Below are 22,647 nucleotides of genomic sequence, written 5' to 3'. Positions count from 1 at the left end.
TCAGACACCGGGCAAGGTCAGCCGATACCAGAGCAATCCCACGATCTCGTGTATGGCCCAGGCCGAGCGCCCGGCCGCCGAAATCGACGGTGTGAGCCGGGCGGCGAGCGGCGCCGAGATACTGCCGGTCAGGATCGCGGCGGGTGTCGTCGATAGTCCCTGCGCGGCAAAGGCGGTGCGCGCCCGGGCCATGTGCCAGTCCTGGGTGACGAGATAAGCGGCCTCGATCCCCCGCAGCTTCAGCATCCGGGCGCTGAATTCCGCATTCTGCGCTGTATTGAGCGACCGCCCCTCGATCCAGGGCTCCGGCACTTCGAACTGGAAAATCAGCCGCTGGGCCATCAGATCGGCCAAGGACGGCCCCTCCGTCCCATCCTGTCCGCCCGAGACCAGCACCGGCAATCCAGTGGCGCGCGCCAACTCGGCTGCCTTGGCCAAGCGCTCCAGGGTAAGTGCATCGATGCTGCGCACCGGCTCCCCATCCTGGAAACCGGCGGACGGTACGATGATGGCTTCGGGAGTCTTCTCGATAAAATCGGGGGTCAGCACTCCCGGTATCCGCGCCAAGCCATCGGCCACCAACGGCAGATGCAGCGCGCAGATCAGACAGGTCACGGCCACAGCCAACAAGCGACGACGCCACCCCGCCCCGACCATTGCCAGGGCAGCCAGAACCAGCACCAACCCGAGGGGCGGCAGCAGTAAGATCTTCATTCACGAAACGCACCTGTAGGCCTTGCTCCGGCGTCGCGCGCGGGATTGCCGCGATAGATCCGTCCGCCGGGGAGATGTTTGAAAACGCCGGAGAGCGCGCCGACGACCGCTCCATCGCCGACACTGGCGCCGGGACCGATGAAGGCGCGGGCGCCGATCCAGACCTCCGACCCGATATGGATCGGCGGCAACAGGGTCGGGAAACTCGGGTCCGAGGGATCATGGGTTCCGGCGCAGAGATAGGCCTGCTGCGAGATGACACTGTCCGAACCGATGGAAATCTCGCCCAGGCTATAAAGCCGGACCTCGTCGCCGATCCACACCCGGTCGCCCAACGTCAGGCGCCAGGGGAAATGCACACTGGCCGAGGGACGGATCACCACATCCTTGCCGATCTTCGCCCCGAACAGCCGCAGCCAGAACCGGCGCCAGCCGTGGCAGAAGTGCGGACTGGGGGCCAGCAGCAGCGCCTGCACCATCTGCCAGAGCAACGCCACCCAGCGCGACCGGCCACGATCCGCCGGGCGAAACGTCTCCAGGCGCTGATATCGCCGCGTCTCCATCTCAGTCCCGTCGCGCATCAAAGACCCCGCGACCGCGGCGTGCGATATTCCTGGAAGCGGAAGGTGAAGGCCGTCAGCTGACCCGCCTGCCGCGCCAGCGCCAGCAGCCCCTTGGTGCCGACCACGCGCCCGCCGAACCAGAGCGGCGCCGCCAGCACGGTCGCCCCGCCCAGGATCGCCAGTCGCTTGGCCGCCCAACCGGCCTTACCGATCGGGCTGAGACGCGGCACGGTCAGGCGCGAGAAGGTCTGGCCGCCCCGGAAATGGCGACGCAGCAGCCAGCCCAGGCGGGCGCGGTCTGTCGGCACCGTTTCCCGCACCACGGCCTCGTCACACCAGACGAGAATCCCGCCCGCCGCCTTGAGGCGCAGGAAAAACTCGGTATCCTCGCCGCCGGTCAGCGCATAGTCCGGATTGAAGCCGCCGCCCGCCTTCTCGATGGCACCGGCGGTCATCAGGCAATTGTTGGTCGCCCCATGGGGCAGGCGCGTCCCCGTGACATGGCGCGGTCGGTCGAAGAAACCGCCCGCCGCCACCCAGGCCGGGGCATCGACAGGCAGATCCGGCAGCACGGGACCGAAAACGGCGTCGCCACCACTTGCCGCCTGCACATCCAACAGGCTGGACAGCCAATCGACCGCCGGAACCTCGTCATCATCGATGAAGGCGCGATGCGTCCCGGTCGCCAGTCGCAGCGCATGATTGCGGGCATGGGAAATGCCCTGCTTGCTCTCGATGGCATAGGTGACGGGATAGGGACCGGCGATGGCGGCCGCCAATACCTCTTCGCGCGCCGATCCAGCGCTGTCGTTGTCGATCACGATCAGCCGCGCGGTCGCGTGCGGGGGCAGGCGCTGGGCTTGTAACCCGGCGAGCAGCGCCCGCAGCATCTCGGGTCGGCGGAAGGTCGCGACACAGACATCGACAACAGCAGAATGCGGACTCATATCGCGCTCCCATTCCTGTCACAGGAATAAAACAGAAATACCACAAGTATTCGCCAATTTACTTTTGGCAACGGCGACAGATTTATATATCGCTTTTGATTGTGTCCTGAATTCGTCAAGTTTGCGTTTTATGAATATGAGATAAACGCTCTTGCGAACTCTTTTACGATGGAGGCGACATCATGCAGCCAGAGGTTTCCGTTATTATCTGCGCCTATAAGGCCGCCGATCTCGCCCCTCTCGCCATCGAGAGCGCCTTGACCCAGGATGTCCCGGTCGAGGTGCTGGTCATCGACGATGCGTCGCCGGATGACAGCCTGGCGCAGTTGACGGCGCGGTACGACGGCGACAGCCGGGTTCGCATCATCGGCCGCAGCCGCAATGGCGGCCCGTCGGCAGCCCGCAACGACGGGCTGGATGCCGCGCGCGGCACCTGGATCGCGCTGCTCGATGCCGATGATGCCTTCTCGCCCGGACGCCTCGCCTATCTGCTGAAAGCCGCCAAATCGCTGGATGCCGATTTCGTCGCCGATAATCAGCGCCTGGTGCTGGACCCGGCCACCGATGAAGGCGAGATCGCCTTTGCCGAGGCCGAGGGGCCGATCCTGCTGAACCTCGACGGGCTGCTGGACGACCGGCGGTTTCCGGCAGGACGCCTGTCGCTTGGCTATCTGAAGCCGATGATCCGCCGCAGTTTCCTGGACGATAATGGCCTGCGCTATGACACCGACATGCGGATGGCCGAGGATTTCGACCTCTACGCCCGCTGCTTCGCCGCCGGAGCCAAGGCCTATTACCTGTCGGAGCCCTTCTATCGCTACCGGCGCGGCCATGTCTCGGCCACCGCTGGCGGCGCCCGCAACCTGCACCTCGTCGCCAGCGCGATGGACCGGCTCCACGAGACCATCGGCGATAGCGTCTCGCCGGATCTGCGCCGCGCCATCCAGGCACGGGCGGGTCGCTTCCGCCGCGCTTATTGGCGGACCCGCCTGCTCAGCCCGCTATCGCGTCTGTTGAAGGGGAGCCGGACGGCGCAGAGCCCACACCAGCAGCAGCCATAGCAGGATCTCGCAGATCGCGATGGCGGCGAGGCAACCCGCCGGGCCAAGCTCACCCGCCACCGCGATCACCGACCCCAGGCTGGCCGCCGCCGTCCAGGCGTTCATCAGGGTCAACACGCGATAGCGCTGCACCGCCTGCAACAGGGCCGCCACATTGGTCCGCGCCGCCTGACCGATAAAGATCAGACCCCAGAGCAACACCAGCAGCGCGATGCCCTCGTACCCAGGGGGCAGATAGGTCTGCAGCGGGCTCGTCAGCACTGCCGCCAGCGCCGCGCCATATCCTGCAATCAGCACCGCCAGGGACACGGCGACTTTCCGCGCGAGACGCCGGGCCGCCCCCAACCCGTCACGGGTGACGAGGCGGGTATAATGCGGCACCAACACCCGGCCGACCCCGCCGATGGCAAGACCCAGCGGCGCCATCAGCAGGCGGGCGGCATTGACCTCCGCCACCGCCGCTGCCCCGGCAAAAGCGGCCAGCAGATAGAGAAACCCATGGCTCTGGGCAAAGATCACCAGCACCCCCAGGGCAACCCAGCCGCCATGCAGGCGCGCGTCATGCCAGACCTCCCGGCGCACCCGCCAGCCCGCCGCCCAGCCGGTCCGCTGCAGCAGAATTGCCGACCCCACCAGGAAACCGGCCAGCCCATAGGCGCCCACCGCCGCCTCCGGCACGGGGAAATAGTCCCGCCCGACCATGACGAGGGCGCCCCAGAGCAGCACCTGCACAAGGTCCGCCCAGAAGACTCCGGCCGCCCGTTCGGTCAGCAGCAGGGCACGGGCGAATTCATGGATACAGGCCCCGCAGCCGGCCAGGATGGCGAGGCCATAGAAACTCCAGGGTGAGGCCAGCAACCCGCCCCCCAGCGCCAGCACCGGCAGCAGGCACAGAAGCTGAAGGATCAGCATGGCAGCGGCATAGGATGCGCGCTCGCCCTGGGGACGATGCAGGATGCCGCTGGTCAGGGGCGCGCGCACGCCAGCCCCGGCCAATCCCGCCACCAGCAGGATCGTCGTATAGCCGAGACCATAATGGCCGTAGTCGGACTTGCTGGCGGTATAGAGAAGAGCGGCACCAATCGCGAAATTGCCGCCGCTCACCACCGCCTGATCGGCCAGCCCGAACAGAAGATCCGTCCGCAGCCTCGGCGGTTTGGCTAGAACAGCCGTGGTTTCTGCGCTCATCGGCTGGCGGGCGAGCGGACCATCTGCCCCGCGACCTTGGCCAGAAACAGCGGCGAGGAGACGAAGTTACGGCGCCAGAGGCGACGCGGTTCCCGCATCAGGCGCGGCAGCCATTCCAGCCCCATCTTCTGCGACCATTCCGGCGACCGCTTCTTGGTTCCGGCATAGAAGTCGAACACCGCCCCGATGGCGCCCGCGAAGGGAACCGCTAGCCGATCGCGATGCTCGTGGAGCCATTTCTCCTGCTTGGGCGCAGTCATGCCGACCCACAGCACGTCCGGCGCACTGTCGTTGATGGCCGAGATCATGGCGTCGTTATCGTCGTCCGAGAAACGCTCGCGGAAGGGCGGGGAATAGACGCCGACGACGCTGAGGTTCGGATAATCCTTGGCCACCTGGGCGCGGATCTTCGCCAGCACGGCGGGGGTGGAGCCCAGGAAGAAGATGCGGCCCCGGCCCCGCGCGTTCAGCGCAGACATGACGCCGGTGAAGACGTCATGGCCTGCCAGCCGTTCCAGCGGCGCCAGCTTCAGCAGCTTTGCCGCCAGCACGATGCCCGCCCCATCCGGCACCAGCATATCGGCCTCGCACAGGGCGCGGCGAAAGGCCGGATCATGATCCGCCTCCACCACCGAATGGGGATTGGCGCAGGCGAGATAGGAGCAGGTGCGCTTGTCGTCGACAGCCTCCAGCGCGGCCGCCACCGTGGGGGCCAAAGGCTGGGAGGAGATGCGATAGCCAAAGAGATCGATGGTCGAGGTCATGGGATGCTCCTGCTTAACCGCCGTTTTCCAGCGTCGCGAACAGACGGGCTGCTTCGGCGCGGCCGGGGAAGTCTTCCTTGGTCAACGCGGAAAGCACGGGTCGGATCCGTTCGGCATCGCCGCGCCGTGCATTCACCACCGCCCAATGCAGGCGGATCGTCGGATCGTCCTGATTGGCGCCGTCGATGCGGTTGAGCAGTTCTGCCGCCTGCTCGGTCTGGCCCAGGCGATATTGCACCCAGGCCAGGGTGTCGATATGGCCGGGATTGCCCGACGAGCGGAACCGTTCGGCAAGCTGCAAGGCGCGGTTGAGACGCTGGGTATCGGTCGGATAGGTGTCGGCCAGCAGGGCTGCCAGATTATTGGCGGCGCTGTCGTTGCCGGGCGCCCTGGCCAGCACGGCCTCGTAAGTCGCCATCGCCGAATCGGCCTTGCCCATCATCAGTTCGACCTGCGCCCGCGCCAGCAGCAGCGATTCGCGCCGCGCCGCCGTGTCGAGGCCACCGTTCAGCAGCGTGTGGGCCTGTTCGAACTGCTTGTTCCGTGCCAGTCCTTCGGCCAGTTCCACATAGGCTTCGGTCAGTCCGGGCTTGTTCTTGATGGCCTTGCCATAGGCGACCTGGGCTTCGGGGATGCGCTTGTCGACCAGCAACAGGCGTCCGGACAGCAGGCTGAGCAGCCCCTCGCCTTTCTCGCCCGCCAATTGATCGAGGGTGGCCGCCGCCTCGCTGGCCTTGCCTGCACGCTTCGCAGTTTCGGCATAGGCCATGGCCGCGCGCGGGTCATAGGGCTGGTCGGGGTTCGGGCGCAGGATGGCCGCGAACTGCGCCATTGCCTCGGCTGGCTTGTCCTGGGCGGCATAGAGATCGCCCCGGCTGCGGTGCAGCTCATAAACGCCGCCCGGCGCCTTTTCCAGGCGCGCAATCAGCTTCTCGGCTTCCGGCCAGTCCTTGCGCTGAATGGCAAGGCGGGTCAGGCCGCCCAGCACCGGCGCGTCGGTACCCCGACGGGCCTCGATATCCGCCACCAGATCGCGGGCGGCGTCGGGGGAGCCAGCTTCTTGAAGCATGGAGGCAATGCGCAGGCGCAAGGCATCATTGTCAGGCGTCAGCTGCGCCTGACGTTTCAGCGTATCGATGGCCAGATCCCGCTCGCCCAGGCGGTAGTGCGCTTCGGCCAGCAGGCCCAGGGCGTCACGCTGGGTCGGCTTGTTCCGCAGGAGGGTGCGCAGATCGATGACAGCGTCGCGCGCCTCGCCCCGGTTCAGGCGGATACCAGCCCGCACCAGCAGAGCCTCGCTGTTCTGCGGATCCTCCGCCGTCACCTCGGCCACCAGCTTGTCGGCCACATCGGCGTTGCCGCGCAGTGAGGCGAGGCGCGCGAGGGCGGCTTTCGCAGTCAGGCCTGCCGGTTTGGTTCCGGCCCGATTGGACAGACCCTGGATCGTCTCTTCGGCCTTGTCCAGGCGCCCGGCCTGTTCGTAAAGGTCGGCGAGCGTGAAATAGAGCCCGGCCTCATCCGGGGCCTTCTCGATGCGGGCGCGCATCTCGGCTGCCGCCACTTCCAGGCCGTGATGGCGGGCGAGGAAGGCAACCAGCAGATTATGCATCTGCCCATCGTTTGGCGCCGCCGTCACCCCTTCGCGCAGCACCTGTTCGGCCAGATCGAACTGCTCGCCACCGATCAGCAGGCGCGCCAGTTCAGCCCGGTAGGAGACCGACCCTGGCTTGCTTTCCAGGATCTTGCGATAGGTCTCGATAACCGCCTTGCGATCCTTCTGGTCAGCCTGCAGGCGGGCTTTGAGCTCCAGGAGGGCAATATTGTCGCCATCGGCGGCCAGCCCGCCGTCCAGCAGCATGAAAGCCGCCGCCACATCGCCCTCCTGCAGCTTGACGCCTGTCAGGACGGAGATCGCGCCGACATTGCCCGGCGACAGATCGAGCGCGCGGCTGGCATCGGTGACCGCCAGCCCGGCCTGACCCAGACGGAGACGGATGGCGGCGCGCAGAGCCAGGGCGTTGGCGTTATCCGGCTCGCGCCCCAGGATCGCATCGGCGCGGCGTTGCGCCTGCTCCATATCGTTGGAGGCGAAATAATAATTCCCCAACTTCATCTGGGCCGGGGTCATGGTGGGGTCCTGCTGTTCGACCTTGGTGAAATTCACGAAGGCATTGCGCAGGTCTCCCTGGGCTTCGTCGATCAGCCCCAGGTAATAGCGACCCTCGACCCCTTTTGGATTGATCTGCAGGGCATTGCGGAATTCCAGCCGCGCCTTGACATAATCCCCCGTGGTGAAGAGGTCCTTGCCCCGGCCAAGATATTTCGACTCGCGCTCCTCCGCCCCGTCGCAGGCGGCAAGCACCAGCGGCGTCAGGGCGGTCAGAACCAGAAGATAGCGTCGCATGGAGTGTCTCCTTAGACGGCGAGCAGGCCGCGGACCGCCAGCAGGGTCAGCAGGCTCGACAAAAGAATGGCCAGCATCCGGGCCGATTTGCCCGGACGCGACAGCACAAATTCGCAGGCGTAGAACAGCAGCACGCCGAGCATCAGGCTCTGGGCCGCATGGATCGGCATCAGGGTGGCCGGGATCAGGTTCGGCGCGACCAGCACGATGGCGCCGATCAGCACATCCTGGGGCGTCACCCGGAAAACGTCGCGGCGGGTCACCCGGATCGCCAGCACCAGCAGGGGAATGACCGCCGTCATGGTGGCCCAGAGCAGGGTGCGCAGGGCGGGCTGATCCTGGATGGCGGCAGGAACGGCATAGGCCGCGAAGCCCCCGGCCAGGAAAGCCGCCAGGGTTGAAATCAGACGGCGCGGCCAGGGCGCCAGCGTCTGCGCCCAGAGGCTCAAGGGAACCACCGCCGCAAGCGTCAGCGAGAAGGGGCTGACCACGCTGGCAGGCACCAGAATAGATCCGGCCGTCATAGCGGTCGCCGCCAGCACCATCAGAATATTCGCACTGACATTCGGCAACCAGCCAAGGCGCCGCAGGGACGGATTGCGCCGCTCTACCCGCTGTTCGGCTGGGATCCGCACCTGCCAGCCCTTGTAGACCGCAATCGTCAGCGGCCCGACGATGATCGCTGCCAGCAACAGATGCAGCGAGAGAATGGTGATGTCCGCCTCGTACCGCAGCAGAATCGCCCCGCCGACCATCGCCGCCTGAACAAGATAGACAATCGATACGGTCTCGTAATGATGTAGACCGATACGCAGGAATTTGTGATGGATATGGGACTTGTCCGGCGCGAACATCGACCGGCCTTCCAGCTTGCGCTGGATCATCACCATCAGCGTATCGAGGATCGGCAGGCCCAGCAGCAACCCGACGATGGCGGGCGAGACGGCGGTATTGGCGTCGGTCACCAGACGGATCGACAGCACCGCCGTGGCAAAGCCCAGCAGCTGACTGCCCGCGTCGCCCATGAAGATGATCGCGGGCCAGGTATTGAAGCGCAGGAAGCCGATGATCCCGCCGATGATGGCAAGGCACAGCATCGGCACCTGGGTATTGCCGCCGATGAAGGCGATGACAGCGATGGCGGCCAGCGATAGCAGGGCACAGCCGCCCGCCATCCCATCGAGGCCGTCGAAGAGATTGACCGCGTTGGTGACCCCCAGCAGCAGGATGAAGGTCACCCCCATGGCGAGCCACATCGGTGTCGCTTCGCCCAGCAGCGGCAGATGGGTCAGGACCGTGCCCGTCGCCATCACCGGCATGATCGCCAGGATCTGACCGAAGAATTTCCAGCGGAAATCCAGCGTCACGATATCGTCCCAGATACCGAACAGCAGGATGATACCCATCCCGGCGAGCAGGCCGATCAGGAACGGATCGCGCTCGCCCCAGATCAGCAGCGGTGCCAGCGCGCCGATGGCAAGACCGATGCCGCCGCAGCGGGGAACCGGGATCGCATGGACTTTGCGGGCGTCGGGCTGATCGATGAGGCCCAGGCGCGGCGCAACGCGGATCAGCGCCGGCATCGCGCAGATGGTCAGCAGAATGGCTACGATCAGAATGAAGACCAGGAACATGGCTTGGCCCTCCGCTTTAAAAATGGGTCATACGATCAACGCGGGACATGGGCCGCGATGCGTGGGTATGCGTCTTTCACGAAGGCCGTCAGCCGGTTCCGGGCGTCCTGCTCCGTCTCGTCGGGCAGGATCAGACTATTGAGGCGCACCAGCGCCCCATCGGTCCGGTTCCGGGTCAGGGCATCCATCAGGATCGAGGCTTTGACCGTATATTCGCTGGTCATGGCGGTGCCGCGCTGCTCGAACCAATAGAAGACGAGCTGGCGTTCGCCGCCGCGCACGATCAGCACCTCATTGACCGTCAGCGCCCCGCCTGCCGCTGCCGGAATATCCGCCAGCTCACGTTTCTCCATCCGGTCGATGGTCCAGCCGCCGCCGGGGATACAGGCCTGGGGCGAATGGGCCGCCTGACCCGAGCGCTGGGAGGCGTAATAGGCGAGGTAGAAATTGACGAACCCGCCATCGCCCGGCCGCCGGTAGTCGATCTGGGCATAGTCGGTCAGATGCAGCACACGCAGGGCTTCCGGCGGCAGGCCCCGCTCCTGACCTTTCCAGTCGCTGCCCATCTGGGTCGGGAAATCGATCAGCGGCTTGTGGGCAGGCGGCGTTTCCACCCGCCCTGCCACCAGCAGAACCGCGACACCGGCCAGCGCCAGGGCAGCGATGCCGATCAGCAGGCTGCGCGAGACTTTCCCACGGGAGATGCGCGCCAGACTTTCCGAGCGCGGCCAGAGGGTCGACAGCGGCTCGAACCGGCCCGGTGTGCCGATTTTCAGCAGCAGATGGATTTCCAGCAGCAGCAGCGCCACGCAGATGACGAAGACGACCCAGCCTTCGAAGAGATGGATGAAGCCTTCGGCTGCCGCGATGCCCTGGCGGTCCACCAGCAGGCCGATCACGGCGATGCGGGCGGAATTCATGACGATGGTGATCGGCACCGCCGACAGCAGCACCACCGCCCGCTTCCACCAGGCATCCTTCATCAGCAGCATGCCGAGGTAGGAGAAGCTGATCAGCGGGAAGAGGTAGCGCAGCCCGCTGCAGGCCTCCGCCACCTCCAGCTTGTACCGCCCGAGGTCGATGATATTGCCTTCGAGGAAGACCCCGATGCCCATCATCCGCATGGCGGCAACGCCCAGTTCGGAGGAGATCAGCTGCAGCTTTGCCGACAGCCCCTGATACAGGAACTGCGGCAGCGGCACCATGAAGGCGAGGTAGATCAGCGGCCCCGCCAGGACCAGCACCGCCCGCACGCCCAGCGCGGCCCAGACCAGCCCGACCACCGCCAGCAGCAGCCCATATTGGGACAGGGTATAGATGGTCGAGAGATCCCCGATCATCAGCAGCGCCAGCGCCACCCCGATGCAGGCCAGCCCGCCGAAACCGCGCACGACCTTGCCGTCATCCGGCAAGGCATCGAGGCGGCTGCCCGCGATCAGCAGGGCCAGGACCGGGATGATCCAGCCATGGCTATATTCCTCCTGATCCCAGGCATCGACCATTGCGCCGACGCTGGATTTGAAGGCGAACAGCAGCGCGATAGCCCCGGCAAGCCCGGCCCAGAGCAGCAGCTGGCCGCCCGGAAACTGCCGACTGGTGGCGCCGGTCACGCCGCTTCTCCGCGCAGGATGACGCGCAGGGAGTCGTCCCGCGACGGCATTGGCAGGTCGAGGAAGGGGGACAGGCCCGTCGCCTGACGATCCGCGACCACTTCAATGATCTGGCGACCGTCCACATGGGCCGATTCCGCCCCGAAGGCATAGACCAGCGCCAGATCGGCAAGGTTATTGATCAGGCGCGGCACGCCGCCGGTAAAATAATGCAGGATCGCCAGCGCATCGGCCGTGAAGATATCCCGGCGCCCGCCGACCTTGGACAGGCGATGCAGCACGTACCCCGCCGTCTCCTCGGCATCCAGGGCGCCCAGGTGATAGGAGATGGAGATGCGCTGGGCGAACTGGCGCAGATCGGGCCGGTTCAGTTCCGCCAGCAGCTCCGGCTGGCCGATCAGCACGATCTGCAGCAGCAAATCCTTGCCGCTGTTGATGTTCGACAGCATGCGCAGCTTTTCGAGCATCTGCGGCCCGATATTCTGCGCCTCGTCGACAAACAGCATGGTGCGGCGCCCTTCGGCATATTGCTGCAACACGAAGTCGACGAAGTGATTATAGAGCGTCGCAGGGTCCCGGGCGGGCGGCGACAAATCGAAGGCGCTCGTCACCCAATCCAGCACATCCCCCAGGGACGCATGGGTATTGCTGATCAGGCCGACCGTCACTTCCGGGCCGATGGTGCGCAGGAAATGTTTCAGCAGCGTCGTCTTGCCCGCCCCGACCTCGCCGGTGATGACGGCAAAGGCCGCCCCCGACGACAGGCCATATTCCAGCAGGGCCAGCGCCCGGCGATGGCGGCGGCTGGGGTAGAGCAGGTCGGGGTCCGGCACCAGGGCGAAGGGCTTGCCCGACAGACCGAAATGGGCCTCGTACATGGGCGCTCCCTTAAGCGGCGTCGCGGTTGCCGGCGCTATTCAGCACCGAACCGAGCAGCATCGTGGTTTCCGCAAGATATTCCGTCGCCCGGGCCAGATCCTCCGACCCGGTCTGCCCCTCGCGGACCACCAGCAGGCTGGCCTCCACATTGGGCAGGAACACCAGCGTATCGTCGCTGCCGAAGATCGGCGGCATGTCATAGACGACAATCCGGTCGGGGTAGCGGTCGCGCAGCTCGCGCGCCAGGGCCGCCATGCGCGGCGCCCCCAGGAACTCCGAAGACCCCTCCATCGGACGACGGGTCGGCAGCAGGACCAGACGCTCGAACCCCGGCTGCACCAGGCATTGCGAGATCGGCGTGCCGTCTTTGAGATGATCGTCGAGGCCCAGTTGCGGCGTGATGCCGAACTGCTGATGGACCGACGGGTTCATCAGGTTGAGGTCGACCAGCAGCACCGTCTGCTTGACGTCCAGCGACAGGGCAATCGCGAGGTTGACGGCGACGAAGGTCTTGCCGTCCCCTGCATTGGCCGAGGTGATGCCGAGGGTCTTCTGTCCCGACCGCGCCATCTGCTGCAGGATCTTGGTCCGCAGGACGCGGAACATCTGCGCGCCCGCCTCATGACCGTCGGCGGCCACTATGCGGTTCGCCAGCAAGGCCGCGCGATCCGGGCGGACCGTGCGGGTCTGTTGATAGGTGATTCCCTCGGGTTTTGCGGCATCCACGGGCTCCAATCGATCCGGATCGGCGACCAGAGTCGGCCGGGTCGAGGTCCGCAAAGCGTCAACACGCTGGGCTCGCGCCTTTTCCAAGGCACGTTCAAGCTTTTCCATCGACGCTGCTCCTTTAGTTCAGACCGGCGGACCGGGAGAGGACGGCGGTCAGCACGTCCAATGGCATCCAGAGGCGATCAATCGCCAGAAGCGCCCCCAGAATGGCGGCTATCCCCAGGCCCACCCAGGCCCATCGCCACTGCCATCGGCCCCGTTTTTCCGATGGCGTTGACAGATACGGGATCGCCACCAGGGGCAAGGCACCGGTAATGCCCCGCACCTGTCGCGGGTCATAGACGGCACTACTCAACGCTTCTGCCCCGACAACGGTTCCGACGCCTGCACCGGCGGCAAGCACCATGCCGATGGCCAGCAGCATCATCCGCTGAGGTTTGACCGGAGCACCGGGCAGGTCGGCAGGCTCGACCAGGGTGAAGCGTTCCGACTTGCTGTCGCGCTCCACCGCTTGGGCCATGTCCGCCTCGGTCGCTTTGGTCTTCAGGTCGTTATAGCGGGCAGCGACATTGTCATAATCACGGCGCAGGGCGAGGTAATCGCGCTCCACATCCGGCGTCTTCTGCACCTTGGCCTGATAGGCCTGCAACTGAGCCCGCACCGCGTCACGCTGGACCGTGAGGGAGCGCATTTCGGCATCAATGCCCTCAAGCTGCGCCTGGATCTGCAGATAAGCCGGATTGGCGTCGCCGCGCACCGCGGCCTGGATCGGCTGGGCACGGGCAGCCACCTGAAGCGAGGCAACCTCGCGCCGCTTCTTCAACACGTCCGGGTGACGCGCGCCGTAACGCCCCGATAGTTCGGCAAGTTCGGTCTGCGCCACCTGCAGCTTGCCCGCCGGGCCAAGATCCCGGCCGCGCCCATCCACCGTGGTGGTCGGGGAAACGACGGCAAGCTGCCCTTTGAGCGCCGTGCGGCGCTGCTCGGCAATCTGGATCTGGCGCACCAATTCGGTAAGGTCGCGCTCGTTCTTTTCGGCGAGCTGCATATTGTAGGTGAGGTCTTCCGGCAGGGCGCCCGCGTGCTGGTTCTTGAAGACCGCGATCTCCGATTCCAGCGTCTTCATGCGGTCTTCGACGCGCTTGGTTTCCGCGCCCAGGAACTGCGCGGTCTGCGAGGATTGCTCGCGCCGGGTCTTCAGGTTTTCGCTCAAGAAGCGGGAGACCAGCTCGTTCGCCACCCGTTGCGCCAGCACCGGGTCACCATAGTCGAAGCTCAAGGTAAAGCCGATGGCCGTCTGGTTGGGACGCAGCGGCTTGCCCGACAGGTCGGGGCTGACCTCCATCAGCTTGATGTTGTCGCGCATCTTGTCGACGACTTCATTCATCGGCTTGGTGCGACGTTCGGCAGGATAGAGATCGAAGCGGGTCACGAGATCGGAGAGATCCCCCGAGGCCGTGATCTTCTGCTGAATGGCGCGCAGGCGCTGATCGGCAAGACTGGAGACCGTCGCCCGAACGAAGTCCTTCGGAATCTCCGGCTGCTCGATCAGCACCGTCGCCGTCGACCGGTAGAGGGGCGGCAGAAGGACCACGGCCGCGACGGTGCCGAGCATCAGCAGGACGGCCGGCACCGTGAGGTGCCAGAACCGCCGACGCAGGATCGCCATCAGATCGCGTATCGTGAAACCTTCCATCGCATCCCTCTTGAACAGTTACCGATCGACGTAGAGAGCGGGCGACCAGCTGAGCATCACGAGGGCAGCGTTCGAGACTCGCTCGTCGCTACTGCCCCCATATTTAAGCCGCTGGTGCCGCAAAGTTCCCATTACCGACAAATCTTCAAGAAGCCGGTAACGCAGGGCCGGCGAGATCTCCATCAGTAGGCGCGAGCTGTCCGCTCCGCCGTCTTCCACGCTTTGCGTATATTGAATGCGGGCGGACGGATCGAAGGACAGGCGCTGGGTGATCGGCATGACAGCCGTTCCCCGCAGCTGATTACGCACCTTGAGGCCGCCGCCGTTGCTGGGTTCGACGGAACGGTCGAAATCCAGCGTATAACGGCCGATCTGCGGCCGGTATTCGATGCCTGCGGAGGCAAGCCAGTCCATCTCGGTATTATTCTCGCCCACCGCCGGATAATTCCGGGTAGCCCGCCCGCCGAGACTGGCTTTGACATCCACAAGCGGGGTCAGAGAGTAGGAGAGTCCGCCGGTCAGGCCCGCGCCATTGGCATCGAAGCCATTGTCGCCCTCATACCGGTCGCCCAGCAACGTGCCGATCAGCACGAGGCGCTGCGACACGCTGTGCGACCAGGCGGCCGATCCCTGGTAGCGCCGATAGCCGGTATAACCACCGCCGCCCGAATAGCTTACGTCGGTCACACTGGTGGAAAGGCTGAGCCGGTCGAGAAGGCCTAATTGCCAATCCAAGGTCGGCGCAATCGAGATCGTGTCGCTCTGGGTGTCGCCGTCCCCGGCCCCCAGATCGTCCTGCTCCTCGTTCCCCAGCAGGGTTGCGCGCGCATACCGCGCCGAGATGCCCGCTTCGGCGGTCAGGAATTTCTGCTTCAGCGCGGCGCTGAAATTGAAATCTTCCTTGTTGAATTCGTCGCGGTCCCAATAGCGGATGGCGGTGACCGACGCGCCGAGATCCAGCATCGTATCGGCATCGCGCGTGGTCAAAAGAAGCCCTGGCGAGACAGTGAATTTCGCGTCCGTCTCGCGGTTGTCCTCACGCAGGCGCATATTATCGTTGAGTTCGACGCCGGTCCGAAACTGACCGCGCAAAATGGTTTCTGCCTCGGCGGGCCCTGCCAACGCCGAGACTGTCGCGGCGCCCAGCGCCGCGACCCGAACAGCTGCCTTCATATCGCGCGGCCCTAGAAGAGGCCGCCGCTCGGCACGACGATGACGTCGCCGGCCTCCAGAATAACGTTGGTGTCGAGCGACTCCCCGCTCTCTACCGCCGCGTAGTTGAAGGAGAATGTCTTCTGCTGACCATCGGCCGAGCGCAGGATCCGGATCGACTTCTCGCCCGCATAAGGGGTGAGGCCGCCAGCTAAGCTCAAGGCCTGCATGACCGAGAGACGCCCATTCATGGCGTACTCGCCCGGCTTGTTGACCTGCCCCGTCACGAAAACCCGGTTGCCCAGGGCTTGCTTGACCGAAACCGTCACGTCGGCGTCTGGAATGAGCGGCTTGATCCGGGAGGCGATCTGATCGCGTACCTGATCGACCGTCATGCCCTTGACCGAGAAGCGTCCGGCCAGCGGAAACGAGATCGTGCCGTCGGGCGCAATGAGCGTTTCGCGGTCGAGCTGGTCTTCCTTCCAGACCATGATCTGCAAGGTATCGCCGGGGTTGAGGGTATATTCCTTCGCCTGCGCCAAGGCGCCAGAGGTCGGAGCCAGGAGAAGACAGATCAGAGCCAGCCAACGCTTCATGGATATCTCGCATCATTAGGGCGGCGGCCTGCCGAACAGACAGGGCCGTGGGCCGCGTTTCGGACCCGTTCTTATACCTCATATCCGTAAGCAGACGCATGACTGTTATGGCGAAGCACGAGGCTCCATGGGGCGATTGCCACCGATGCCGTAGCGTCGCTGACAATCGCCCCATCGGCATCAGGCTCCGGCGGCGCCGTTGTTACGCGCAGCCCGGCGCTGTCGGCCGATAGCTGCGAGCCCGATAATTGCCGTACCAAACAGCCAAGCCGCAGGCGGCAGGGGTACGGGGCTCAACTCATAAACACCGGCATAGGTTCCAAGCGTACCGCGCGTAACCGTACCGACGATGCGAATAAAATAGTCGGTTGCCGAGGTCAGGTTGGCGTAGGCGAGCTTGATGGTCTCGTAAAGCGTGCCGTCACCCACTGCCGTCGAGGCAAGCAGAGTGTCGGTATCGCCGTCGTTCCGGAACAGCATCGCCTGCAGCCCGATGATGTTACGCGGGGAGAAGGCGTTGAAGTTCAGGACAACCGATTTCAAGCTGGCGTTGCTCGAGAGCTCGAAAGCGTAGTCATGGGAGAAAGTGGTGGTCGTCCCGCCTGAAACGACGGTCTGACCATAAGAGCCGACTGAGTTCGACCCCAGTGTCCCCCAATCGTCGACGACGGCTGCCGAAGCAGGCGCACTGGCGATCAGGGCGCCGAGAACGGCACCTGCCCGCAGCAATGAACCGAGTGAAGCCATAATATGATCCTCTATCGCTCGTGGTGCCGATACGAGACGCATCGGCCTTGAGAGTCCGCGGACCACCATCGACAGGCATTACCGCAACGGTCTGCGTGAGGCCGTCGCGGCAGTGTCGGGGATACCGCAATGCGAACGTGCTGCCGATTATTTTGGCGAACACGATGCCGAGGATAAGGAAAGCAACAGGATTAGGCTTGGCACTTAATTGTTATCGGCTGGTGATATCCGATAAACGATCAATCTTTTGTATTGTGCGTTGCAAAATTGACGTTTCTAGACTTTCGAAGGAATTTTATTATTCACGTTTAGTAACGGCAATCTCACAGCTATCGCCGCAATGCCTTCACAAGATCTAGAAAGCCCGGCGAATCGGCCGCGATATAGCCATGGCGCACCAGGAAATCCACAAGCACTAGCGTAACGTTAAACTTAAATTCATGGGGGTCCTGCAGCAGCTCGATCACCCGCGCCAACGGCAGGCGCAAAAATGCCTCATGTTCGTCATCGTGGCTGACGGGCTTGAAGGCCTCATCGACCTCCAGATCATAGGCAAACAGCACATCGTCCCGGCTGCCACCGTCTGCGTTCATCCGATAGCTCACGGCGCTGACGGGCTTGGCATAGCTGATCAGATCGGCGGGAATGCCCGCTTCCTCGTCCGCTTCCTTGGCCAGATTCTCCCAGAGCGTGAGGCCAATCGGCTGGCCGCCTGCCACAAGATTATCCAACTGACCGGGAGCCACCGGCTTGGTACGGGACCGCCGTCCCAGCCACATATCCAGCCCTTCGGGCGTCCGCACAAAGACATTCAGATGCACGCCGAACGCCTTGATGCCAAAAAACGGCACCGCCCCGCGGTCGAGAGCGGCCAAAGGCTCGTCGCCCCAGCTGTTGACGACGGCGAATTTCTCCTTGCGACGGCGCAGCGGCAGCCCGGCCGCGATCAGATCGCCGACCAGACTGTCGATCACCTCACTGCGGGCGGCAAAACTGTCCCCGGCGACCAGGGCGAAGCCGTCTGCGTGTCGCTCCAGCTGCGGGCGCCCATCCAAGGCAGATGCATGGGCGGCAGGCACGCGGCCCACCAGACGACCCGCGATATAGAAGGGAAGAAAATCGGCAGGATCGAAGTGATTGCAGGCCTCGATATAGCGAAAATAAGTATCGAGGCTCATCGCCCCTTCTCCTTTAATCGGCTGCGCAAGGCCCGGTGGATCGTCTTCACTTCCTGCCGACGTTTCATGTCGGAATGTTTTTCGCGACCCTGTGCCCGCAGCGCGCTGGCGGCCTGTTCGCCGAGCAGCTTCTGCCAGGCGGCAACCCGCGCCGGATCGATCTCTTCGGCCTCGACAGCCGCCCGCACCGCGCACCCCGGCTCGCTTGTATGGCCGCAGTTGTTGTAGCGGCACTCGGTCGCCAGCTCATCCAGGTCCCCGAATGCATCGGCGAGGCTCGATTCCTCCTCCCACAGATGCAGCTCGCGCATCCCCGGCGTATCGATCAGGATAGCGCCGGAGGGGAGCAGGATCAGTTCGCGCCGGGTCGTGGTATGGCGCCCCTTGCCGATACTATCGAGGCCGCTGACCGCCATGCGCTCGAAGTCCATCAGGAAATTGACCATGCTGGATTTGCCGATACCGGACGATCCCAGCAGCACCAGCGTCTTGCCCGGATTGAGCAAGGCCGTCAGCGCCTCCGTACCCGCGCCGCTGCGGCTGGAACAGGCGATGACCGGTACCTCTTCGCCCACCACGCTGCGGGCGGCTGCGATAATGGGACTTGGATCGGGGCAGAGGTCGAGCTTGGTCAGCAGCACCACCGCCGCCGCTCCGCCGCCGCGCGCAGCAGCCAGATATCGCTCCAGGCGGCGTTCGTTGAAATCCTGGTCGAGGGCGATGGTCAGCAGCGCCAGATCGATATTGGCGGCCACCACCTGCCGCTCCGCCCGCTCGCCCGCGACCTTGCGCACAAAGGCACCGCGCCGGGGTAGCAACGCTGCAATCGCCGCCGGTCCCTGGGGCTTTATCTCGACCGCAACCCAATCGCCGACCGCCGCATGTTCGCCCAATCCGTTCAGAGTGCGGCGGAAGGTGCCGGGTAGGATGGCTTCGATCGGCCCCTGTTCCGTCAGAGCCTCGTAATGCTGGCGATGTTCCACCGACAAGCGGGCAGGCACCAGCTGCGCCGCGCCGGGCAAGACTGCGAAAGCCTGGGCGAAATCGGCATCCCAACCCAGGGTCGCCAGCGGAAAGACGGGTTCACTGCTCATCGGGCGCGACGCTAGCATGACAGAGGGGGTCCCGATAAGAGCGCGTGGGTTTCTTCGCCGTTTCGGATCCCCTAGCCGCGTGACGCCCGACGCACTACATTAGCCCCATGAGCACATTTTCTTTCATCTGCATGGGTGTTGCGATGCTGGCGGTGCTGGCCTCGCTGTTCGTCGGGCTGTTCCATATGGCCCGCGGCGCCGAGGGGTCTGCCCGCAAGAGCAACAAGATGATGCAGGCGCGTGTCCTGTTTCAGGGTGTAGCCGTCGTCTTCTTCATCCTGACCGTTCTGACCTCGTAAGCCATGGTCACCCTGACCCGCATCTATACGCGCGGCGGCGACAAGGGGCAGACCTCGCTCGGCACCGGCGAGCGGGTCGATAAGGATTCCTTACGCGTCGAAACCTACGGCACCGTCGATGAGGCCAATGCCGCCATCGGTCTTGCCCGCCTGTCGGCCGCGCCTGACCTGGATGCCATGCTCTCTACCATCCAGAACGACCTCTTCGACCTGGGTGCCGATCTCTGCTGCCCCGGCGATATCGAAGGGGCACTGCGGGTCACCCAGGGTCAGGTCGACCGGCTGGAGCGCGAAATCGATGCCATGAACGCTGACCTATCGCCGCTCGACAGTTTTGTCCTGCCCGGCGGAACGCCTTGCGCGGCCCATCTGCATCTTGCCCGCACCGTTACCCGGCGGGCCGAACGCCATCTCGTCGCCCTGCTGCGGCATGAGGCGGTTAATCCCGCCGTGCTGAAGTATCTCAACCGCCTGTCCGACCATCTTTTTGTCGCCAGCCGCTTCGCCAATGCCAAGGGCAGCCTGGATGTCAAATGGGTCCCCGGCGCCAGCCGCTAGACTTCCACAAACAATAACAGTGTTATTTTTACGGCTTGCGCTAAATTGACGCGCACGTAAACTTCCTTGACAGCAGACGCGGGGGCTTCAAGACTGCCGCCCGATCGCAAAAGGGCATCCCGCACACGGGGTGCCGGTGGAGGAAAACAGCCATGAAGCTGCTTGTCGCCGTTAAGCGTGTGGTCGACTACAACGTGAAGGTTCGCGTCAAGGCGGACAACACGGGTGTCGAACTCGCGAACGTCAAAATGTCCATGAACCCGTTCGACGAAATCGCCGTCGAAGAGGCGATCCGCCTGAAAGAAGCGGGCAAGGCCGAGGAAGTGGTTGCCGTTTCGCTGGGCGTGGCCCAGGCGCAGGAAACCATCCGCACCGCGCTTGCCATGGGCGCTGACCGCGGCATTCACGTCCAGACTGACGTCGATCTGCAACCGCTGGCCGTCGCCAAGCTGCTGAAGGCTGTCGTCGAGAAGGAACAGCCGCAGATCGTTATCCTGGGCAAGCAGGCCATCGACGACGACAGCAACCAGACCGGCCAGATGCTCGCCGCCCTCTTGGGCTGGCCGCAGGCCACATTTGCCTCCAAGGTCGTGGTCGATGGTGGCAAGGCCGCCGTGACCCGCGAAATCGACGGCGGTCTGGAGACCCTGGAGCTGACCCTGCCAGCGGTCATCACCACCGATCTGCGCCTGAACGAGCCGCGTTACGCCTCGTTGCCGAACATCATGAAGGCCAAGAAGAAGCCGATCGATGCGCTCGATCCGGCAGCCCTTGGCGTCGATGTGACCCCGCGTCTGACCACGCTGAAGGTTGAAGAACCCGCCAAGCGCCAGGGCGGCGCCAAGGTCGGTTCCGTCGCCGAACTCGTCGCAAAGCTCAAGACCGAAGCGAAGGTGATCTGACCATGGCCGTCCTCGTTATCGCCGAACATGACAATGCGGCCCTGAAGCCCTCGACCCTGAATGCCATCACCGCCGGAGCCCAGTTGGGCGAGGTGCATGTGCTGGTCGCGGGCAGCGGCGCCTCCGCCGTTGCCGATGCCGCCAAGCAGGTTGCCGGTGTCGCCAAGGTGCTGGTTGCCGACGATGCCGCCTATAAAAACGGTCTTGCCGAAGCCGTGACCCCGCTGGTCGTCGGTCTGGCCGCCAATTACGACGCTGTCGTCGCCACCGCGACGGCTGTCGGCAAGAATCTGCTGCCCCGCGTTGCAGCTTTGCTGGACGTTCAGCAGATCTCCGAAGCGGTCAAGATCGTCGACAAGGATACCTTCGTGCGCCCGATCTATGCGGGCAATGCGCTGGCGACCGTGAAGTCGTCCGACGCCAAGAAGGTCATCACCGTCCGCGCCACGGCTTTCGATGTCGCAGCCGCCACCGGCGGTTCGGCTGCCGTTGAAACCGTCTCGGCCACCCCGGCTGCCGACAAGACATCCTATGTCGGTGCCGAACTGTCGAAGTCGGAACGCCCGGAACTCACCGCTGCCCGCATCGTCATTTCCGGCGGTCGCGGCATGCAGAACGGCGAGAATTTCCACATGCTCGAAGAGATCGCGGACAAGCTGGGCGGTGCCGTCGGCGCCTCTCGCGCCGCCGTCGACGCGGGCTTTGTGCCGAACGACTATCAGGTCGGCCAAACCGGCAAGATCGTCGCCCCGGACCTTTATATCGCCGTCGGTATTTCCGGCGCGATCCAGCATCTGGCGGGCATGAAGGACAGCAAGGTCATCGTCGCGATCAATAAGGACGAGGAAGCGCCGATCTTCCAGATCGCCGACTATGGCCTCGTCGCCGACCTGTTCAAGGCAGTTCCGGAATTGAAGGCGGAACTCGACAAAGCTTAGGGTCGTTTACTTTCAGGACTTGCCAACGCCGAAGCGCTTCGCCACGCTTCGGCGTCTTGTTTTTGCAATGCGGCATGGATGCCGATGGGAGCGGTTCGACAATGAAGACGATCGGGATTATCGGCGCGGGGCAGATGGGCAGCGGGATCGCCCATGTCATTGCATTGGCCGGATATCGGGTCCGTCTGAGCGACCTGTCCGCCGACCGCTTGGCCGAAGCCGTCGCCGCCATCGACAAGAACATGTCGCGCCAGGTATCCAAGGAAAAGATCACGCAGGCGGCCAAGGATGCCGCTATTGCGTTGATTTCGACCGACGTCAGCTATGACGCCTTTGGCGACTGCGATCTTGTCATTGAAGCCGCGACCGAGAATGAAGCGGTCAAGCGCGAGATTTTCAAGACACTGGTGCCCAAGGTGAAGCCGGACACCATCCTGGCCACCAATACCTCGTCGATCTCGATCACACGCCTCGCCGCCTCGACCGACCGTCCGGGCAAATTCATCGGCATGCATTTCATGAATCCGGTGCCGGTGATGCAACTGATCGAACTGATCCGCGGCATCGCCACCGACGAAGACACTTTCAGCAAGGTCCGCGATCTGTCTATTGCCCTGGGCAAGACCGTCGCGGTATCCGAAGACTTCCCCGCCTTCATCGTCAATCGCATCCTGCTGCCGATGATCAACGAGGCGATCTATACGCTCTACGAAGGCGTCGGTTCGGTCACCGCCATCGACACCGCCATGAAGCTGGGCGCGAACCATCCGATGGGGCCGCTGGAGCTGGCGGATTTCATCGGCCTCGACACCTGCCTCTCGATCATGCAGGTGCTCCATGACGGGCTGTCGGACAGCAAATACCGCCCCTGCCCACTGCTGGTAAAATACGTCGAAGCCGGTTGGCTGGGGCGCAAGTCCGGTCGCGGCTTCTATGACTATCGGGGCGAGAAGCCGGTTCCGACGCGCTGAGGTAACTCGGGGTTGTTCCTGGA

22 protein-coding genes are annotated in these 22,647 nt (G+C 64.3%); 6 read left to right on the top strand and 16 right to left on the bottom strand.

Annotated elements, in window-relative coordinates; all coding sequences use genetic code 11:
* Genes ACFSM5_RS21940 through ACFSM5_RS21930 form a run of 3 tightly spaced genes read right to left on the bottom strand, consistent with a single transcriptional unit; the run spans window position 1 to window position 2,224 of the window.
* Window positions 1–714 carry a YdcF family protein gene (locus ACFSM5_RS21940; RefSeq protein WP_379879067.1) on the bottom strand — a complete coding sequence of 238 codons (714 nt, stop codon included), beginning with the start codon at window positions 712–714 and terminating at the stop codon, window positions 1–3.
* A complete protein-coding gene (locus tag ACFSM5_RS21935; protein WP_379879065.1) occupies window positions 711–1,295 on the bottom strand; it encodes a WcaF family extracellular polysaccharide biosynthesis acetyltransferase in 585 nt (194 codons plus the stop codon). The genes ACFSM5_RS21940 and ACFSM5_RS21935 overlap by 4 nt, the downstream gene beginning before the upstream one ends.
* On the bottom strand, window positions 1,295–2,224 hold the full coding sequence (locus tag ACFSM5_RS21930) for a glycosyltransferase family 2 protein (protein WP_379879063.1): 930 nt from the start codon (window positions 2,222–2,224) through the stop codon (window positions 1,295–1,297). The genes ACFSM5_RS21935 and ACFSM5_RS21930 overlap by 1 nt, the downstream gene beginning before the upstream one ends.
* A gap of 182 nt (window positions 2,225–2,406) precedes the next feature.
* On the opposite strand from ACFSM5_RS21930, the gene ACFSM5_RS21925 reads away from it, so the two are divergent.
* On the top strand, window positions 2,407–3,285 hold the full coding sequence (locus ACFSM5_RS21925; RefSeq protein ID WP_379879061.1) for a glycosyltransferase family 2 protein: 879 nt from the start codon (window positions 2,407–2,409) through the stop codon (window positions 3,283–3,285).
* Here the strand turns inward: ACFSM5_RS21925 and ACFSM5_RS21920 are convergent.
* The 13 genes from ACFSM5_RS21920 to rsgA form a co-directional block, all read right to left on the bottom strand.
* Entirely contained in the window at window positions 3,226–4,473 is a 1,248-nt protein-coding gene (locus ACFSM5_RS21920) for an MATE family efflux transporter (protein ID WP_379879059.1), read from the bottom strand. The genes ACFSM5_RS21925 and ACFSM5_RS21920 overlap by 60 nt on opposite strands.
* On the bottom strand, window positions 4,470–5,237 hold the full coding sequence (locus tag ACFSM5_RS21915; RefSeq protein ID WP_379879057.1) for a WecB/TagA/CpsF family glycosyltransferase: 768 nt from the start codon (window positions 5,235–5,237) through the stop codon (window positions 4,470–4,472). Before ACFSM5_RS21915 ends, ACFSM5_RS21920 begins: the two co-directional genes overlap by 4 nt.
* Before the next feature lie 13 nt (window positions 5,238–5,250).
* Window positions 5,251–7,641, bottom strand: a complete 2,391-nt coding sequence (locus ACFSM5_RS21910) for a tetratricopeptide repeat protein (RefSeq protein WP_379879055.1) — start codon at window positions 7,639–7,641, stop codon at window positions 5,251–5,253.
* A gap of 11 nt (window positions 7,642–7,652) precedes the next feature.
* On the bottom strand, window positions 7,653–9,275 hold the full coding sequence (locus ACFSM5_RS21905) for a glycosyltransferase family 4 protein (protein ID WP_379879053.1): 1,623 nt from the start codon (window positions 9,273–9,275) through the stop codon (window positions 7,653–7,655).
* 35 nt (window positions 9,276–9,310) lie between these two features.
* Window positions 9,311–10,885 (bottom strand): VPLPA-CTERM-specific exosortase XrtD, encoded by a 1,575-nt coding sequence (gene xrtD, locus ACFSM5_RS21900; RefSeq protein ID WP_379879051.1) that lies wholly within the window; start codon window positions 10,883–10,885, stop codon window positions 9,311–9,313.
* On the bottom strand, window positions 10,882–11,763 hold the full coding sequence (locus ACFSM5_RS21895; RefSeq protein WP_379879049.1) for an ExeA family protein: 882 nt from the start codon (window positions 11,761–11,763) through the stop codon (window positions 10,882–10,884). Before ACFSM5_RS21895 ends, xrtD begins: the two co-directional genes overlap by 4 nt.
* A 10-nt stretch (window positions 11,764–11,773) precedes the next feature.
* The gene (locus ACFSM5_RS21890; RefSeq protein ID WP_379879047.1) at window positions 11,774–12,598 is read right to left on the bottom strand and encodes a CpsD/CapB family tyrosine-protein kinase; all 825 of its coding nucleotides are present in this window, start codon (window positions 12,596–12,598) and stop codon (window positions 11,774–11,776) included.
* Window positions 12,599–12,611: 13 nt separating this feature from the next.
* A complete protein-coding gene (locus tag ACFSM5_RS21885) occupies window positions 12,612–14,189 on the bottom strand; it encodes a GumC family protein (protein WP_379879045.1) in 1,578 nt (525 codons plus the stop codon).
* Between the two features lie 18 nt (window positions 14,190–14,207).
* Window positions 14,208–15,362 carry a hypothetical protein gene (locus ACFSM5_RS21880; RefSeq protein ID WP_379879043.1) on the bottom strand — a complete coding sequence of 385 codons (1,155 nt, stop codon included), beginning with the start codon at window positions 15,360–15,362 and terminating at the stop codon, window positions 14,208–14,210.
* Window positions 15,363–15,373: 11 nt separating this feature from the next.
* Window positions 15,374–15,937: a polysaccharide biosynthesis/export family protein gene (locus ACFSM5_RS21875; protein WP_379879041.1), complete on the bottom strand. Its 564-nt coding sequence runs from the start codon at window positions 15,935–15,937 to the stop codon at window positions 15,374–15,376.
* Window positions 15,938–16,117: 180 nt separating this feature from the next.
* Window positions 16,118–16,684: a hypothetical protein gene (locus ACFSM5_RS21870; protein WP_379879039.1), complete on the bottom strand. Its 567-nt coding sequence runs from the start codon at window positions 16,682–16,684 to the stop codon at window positions 16,118–16,120.
* A 329-nt stretch (window positions 16,685–17,013) separates the two neighbouring features.
* Window positions 17,014–17,862, bottom strand: coding sequence for an NUDIX hydrolase (locus ACFSM5_RS21865; RefSeq protein WP_379879037.1), 849 nt, complete (start codon window positions 17,860–17,862; stop codon window positions 17,014–17,016).
* Window positions 17,859–18,956, bottom strand: a complete 1,098-nt coding sequence (gene rsgA, locus ACFSM5_RS21860) for a ribosome small subunit-dependent GTPase A (protein ID WP_379879035.1) — start codon at window positions 18,954–18,956, stop codon at window positions 17,859–17,861. The genes ACFSM5_RS21865 and rsgA overlap by 4 nt, the downstream gene beginning before the upstream one ends.
* Before the next feature lie 107 nt (window positions 18,957–19,063).
* Here rsgA and ACFSM5_RS21855 point away from each other — a divergent pair, with 107 nt between their 5' ends.
* The 5 genes from ACFSM5_RS21855 to ACFSM5_RS21835 all read left to right on the top strand — a co-directional run bounded on the left by ACFSM5_RS21855 (window position 19,064) and on the right by ACFSM5_RS21835 (window position 22,624).
* Window positions 19,064–19,255, top strand: a complete 192-nt coding sequence (locus tag ACFSM5_RS21855) for a twin transmembrane helix small protein (RefSeq protein ID WP_379879033.1) — start codon at window positions 19,064–19,066, stop codon at window positions 19,253–19,255.
* Window positions 19,256–19,258: 3 nt separating this feature from the next.
* Window positions 19,259–19,813, top strand: a complete 555-nt coding sequence (locus ACFSM5_RS21850) for a cob(I)yrinic acid a,c-diamide adenosyltransferase (RefSeq protein WP_379879031.1) — start codon at window positions 19,259–19,261, stop codon at window positions 19,811–19,813.
* A gap of 152 nt (window positions 19,814–19,965) precedes the next feature.
* Complete coding sequence (locus ACFSM5_RS21845) at window positions 19,966–20,715, top strand: electron transfer flavoprotein subunit beta/FixA family protein (RefSeq protein WP_379879029.1); 750 nt, start codon at window positions 19,966–19,968, stop codon at window positions 20,713–20,715.
* Between the two features lie 2 nt (window positions 20,716–20,717).
* On the top strand, window positions 20,718–21,653 hold the full coding sequence (locus ACFSM5_RS21840) for an electron transfer flavoprotein subunit alpha/FixB family protein (protein WP_379879027.1): 936 nt from the start codon (window positions 20,718–20,720) through the stop codon (window positions 21,651–21,653).
* A 101-nt stretch (window positions 21,654–21,754) separates the two neighbouring features.
* Window positions 21,755–22,624 (top strand): 3-hydroxybutyryl-CoA dehydrogenase, encoded by an 870-nt coding sequence (locus ACFSM5_RS21835; protein ID WP_379879025.1) that lies wholly within the window; start codon window positions 21,755–21,757, stop codon window positions 22,622–22,624.
* Window positions 22,625–22,647: the final 23 nt, after the last annotated feature.

It is taken from the genome of Lacibacterium aquatile (assembly GCF_042683105.1).
In the GTDB taxonomy this organism is placed as follows: domain Bacteria; phylum Pseudomonadota; class Alphaproteobacteria; order Elsterales; family Elsteraceae; genus Lacibacterium; species Lacibacterium aquatile.
The sequence above is the reverse complement of the archived record's forward strand: the minus strand, read 5'-3'. Positions and strand labels throughout refer to the sequence as shown.

Excerpts from the sequence above, each read along its gene's own strand:
- ACFSM5_RS21925 (WP_379879061.1), top strand. The coding sequence starts at position 2,407 with ATGCAGCCAGAGGTTTCCGTTATTATCTGCGCCTATAAGGCCGCCGAT.
- ACFSM5_RS21880 (WP_379879043.1), bottom strand. The coding sequence starts at position 15,362 with ATGAAGGCAGCTGTTCGGGTCGCGGCGCTGGGCGCCGCGACAGTCTCG.
- ACFSM5_RS21920 (WP_379879059.1), bottom strand. The coding sequence starts at position 4,473 with ATGAGCGCAGAAACCACGGCTGTTCTAGCCAAACCGCCGAGGCTGCGG.
- ACFSM5_RS21870 (WP_379879039.1), bottom strand. The coding sequence starts at position 16,684 with ATGGCTTCACTCGGTTCATTGCTGCGGGCAGGTGCCGTTCTCGGCGCC.
- ACFSM5_RS21855 (WP_379879033.1), top strand. The coding sequence starts at position 19,064 with ATGAGCACATTTTCTTTCATCTGCATGGGTGTTGCGATGCTGGCGGTG.
- ACFSM5_RS21915 (WP_379879057.1), bottom strand. The coding sequence starts at position 5,237 with ATGACCTCGACCATCGATCTCTTTGGCTATCGCATCTCCTCCCAGCCT.
- ACFSM5_RS21905 (WP_379879053.1), bottom strand. The coding sequence starts at position 9,275 with ATGTTCCTGGTCTTCATTCTGATCGTAGCCATTCTGCTGACCATCTGC.
- ACFSM5_RS21885 (WP_379879045.1), bottom strand. The coding sequence starts at position 14,189 with ATGGAAGGTTTCACGATACGCGATCTGATGGCGATCCTGCGTCGGCGG.
- ACFSM5_RS21895 (WP_379879049.1), bottom strand. The coding sequence starts at position 11,763 with ATGTACGAGGCCCATTTCGGTCTGTCGGGCAAGCCCTTCGCCCTGGTG.
- ACFSM5_RS21865 (WP_379879037.1), bottom strand. The coding sequence starts at position 17,862 with ATGAGCCTCGATACTTATTTTCGCTATATCGAGGCCTGCAATCACTTC.
- ACFSM5_RS21910 (WP_379879055.1), bottom strand. The coding sequence starts at position 7,641 with ATGCGACGCTATCTTCTGGTTCTGACCGCCCTGACGCCGCTGGTGCTT.
- ACFSM5_RS21930 (WP_379879063.1), bottom strand. The coding sequence starts at position 2,224 with ATGAGTCCGCATTCTGCTGTTGTCGATGTCTGTGTCGCGACCTTCCGC.
- ACFSM5_RS21935 (WP_379879065.1), bottom strand. The coding sequence starts at position 1,295 with ATGCGCGACGGGACTGAGATGGAGACGCGGCGATATCAGCGCCTGGAG.
- ACFSM5_RS21875 (WP_379879041.1), bottom strand. The coding sequence starts at position 15,937 with ATGAAGCGTTGGCTGGCTCTGATCTGTCTTCTCCTGGCTCCGACCTCT.
- ACFSM5_RS21845 (WP_379879029.1), top strand. The coding sequence starts at position 19,966 with ATGAAGCTGCTTGTCGCCGTTAAGCGTGTGGTCGACTACAACGTGAAG.
- rsgA (WP_379879035.1), bottom strand. The coding sequence starts at position 18,956 with ATGAGCAGTGAACCCGTCTTTCCGCTGGCGACCCTGGGTTGGGATGCC.
- ACFSM5_RS21850 (WP_379879031.1), top strand. The coding sequence starts at position 19,259 with ATGGTCACCCTGACCCGCATCTATACGCGCGGCGGCGACAAGGGGCAG.
- ACFSM5_RS21835 (WP_379879025.1), top strand. The coding sequence starts at position 21,755 with ATGAAGACGATCGGGATTATCGGCGCGGGGCAGATGGGCAGCGGGATC.
- ACFSM5_RS21940 (WP_379879067.1), bottom strand. The coding sequence starts at position 714 with ATGAAGATCTTACTGCTGCCGCCCCTCGGGTTGGTGCTGGTTCTGGCT.
- ACFSM5_RS21890 (WP_379879047.1), bottom strand. The coding sequence starts at position 12,598 with ATGGAAAAGCTTGAACGTGCCTTGGAAAAGGCGCGAGCCCAGCGTGTT.
- ACFSM5_RS21840 (WP_379879027.1), top strand. The coding sequence starts at position 20,718 with ATGGCCGTCCTCGTTATCGCCGAACATGACAATGCGGCCCTGAAGCCC.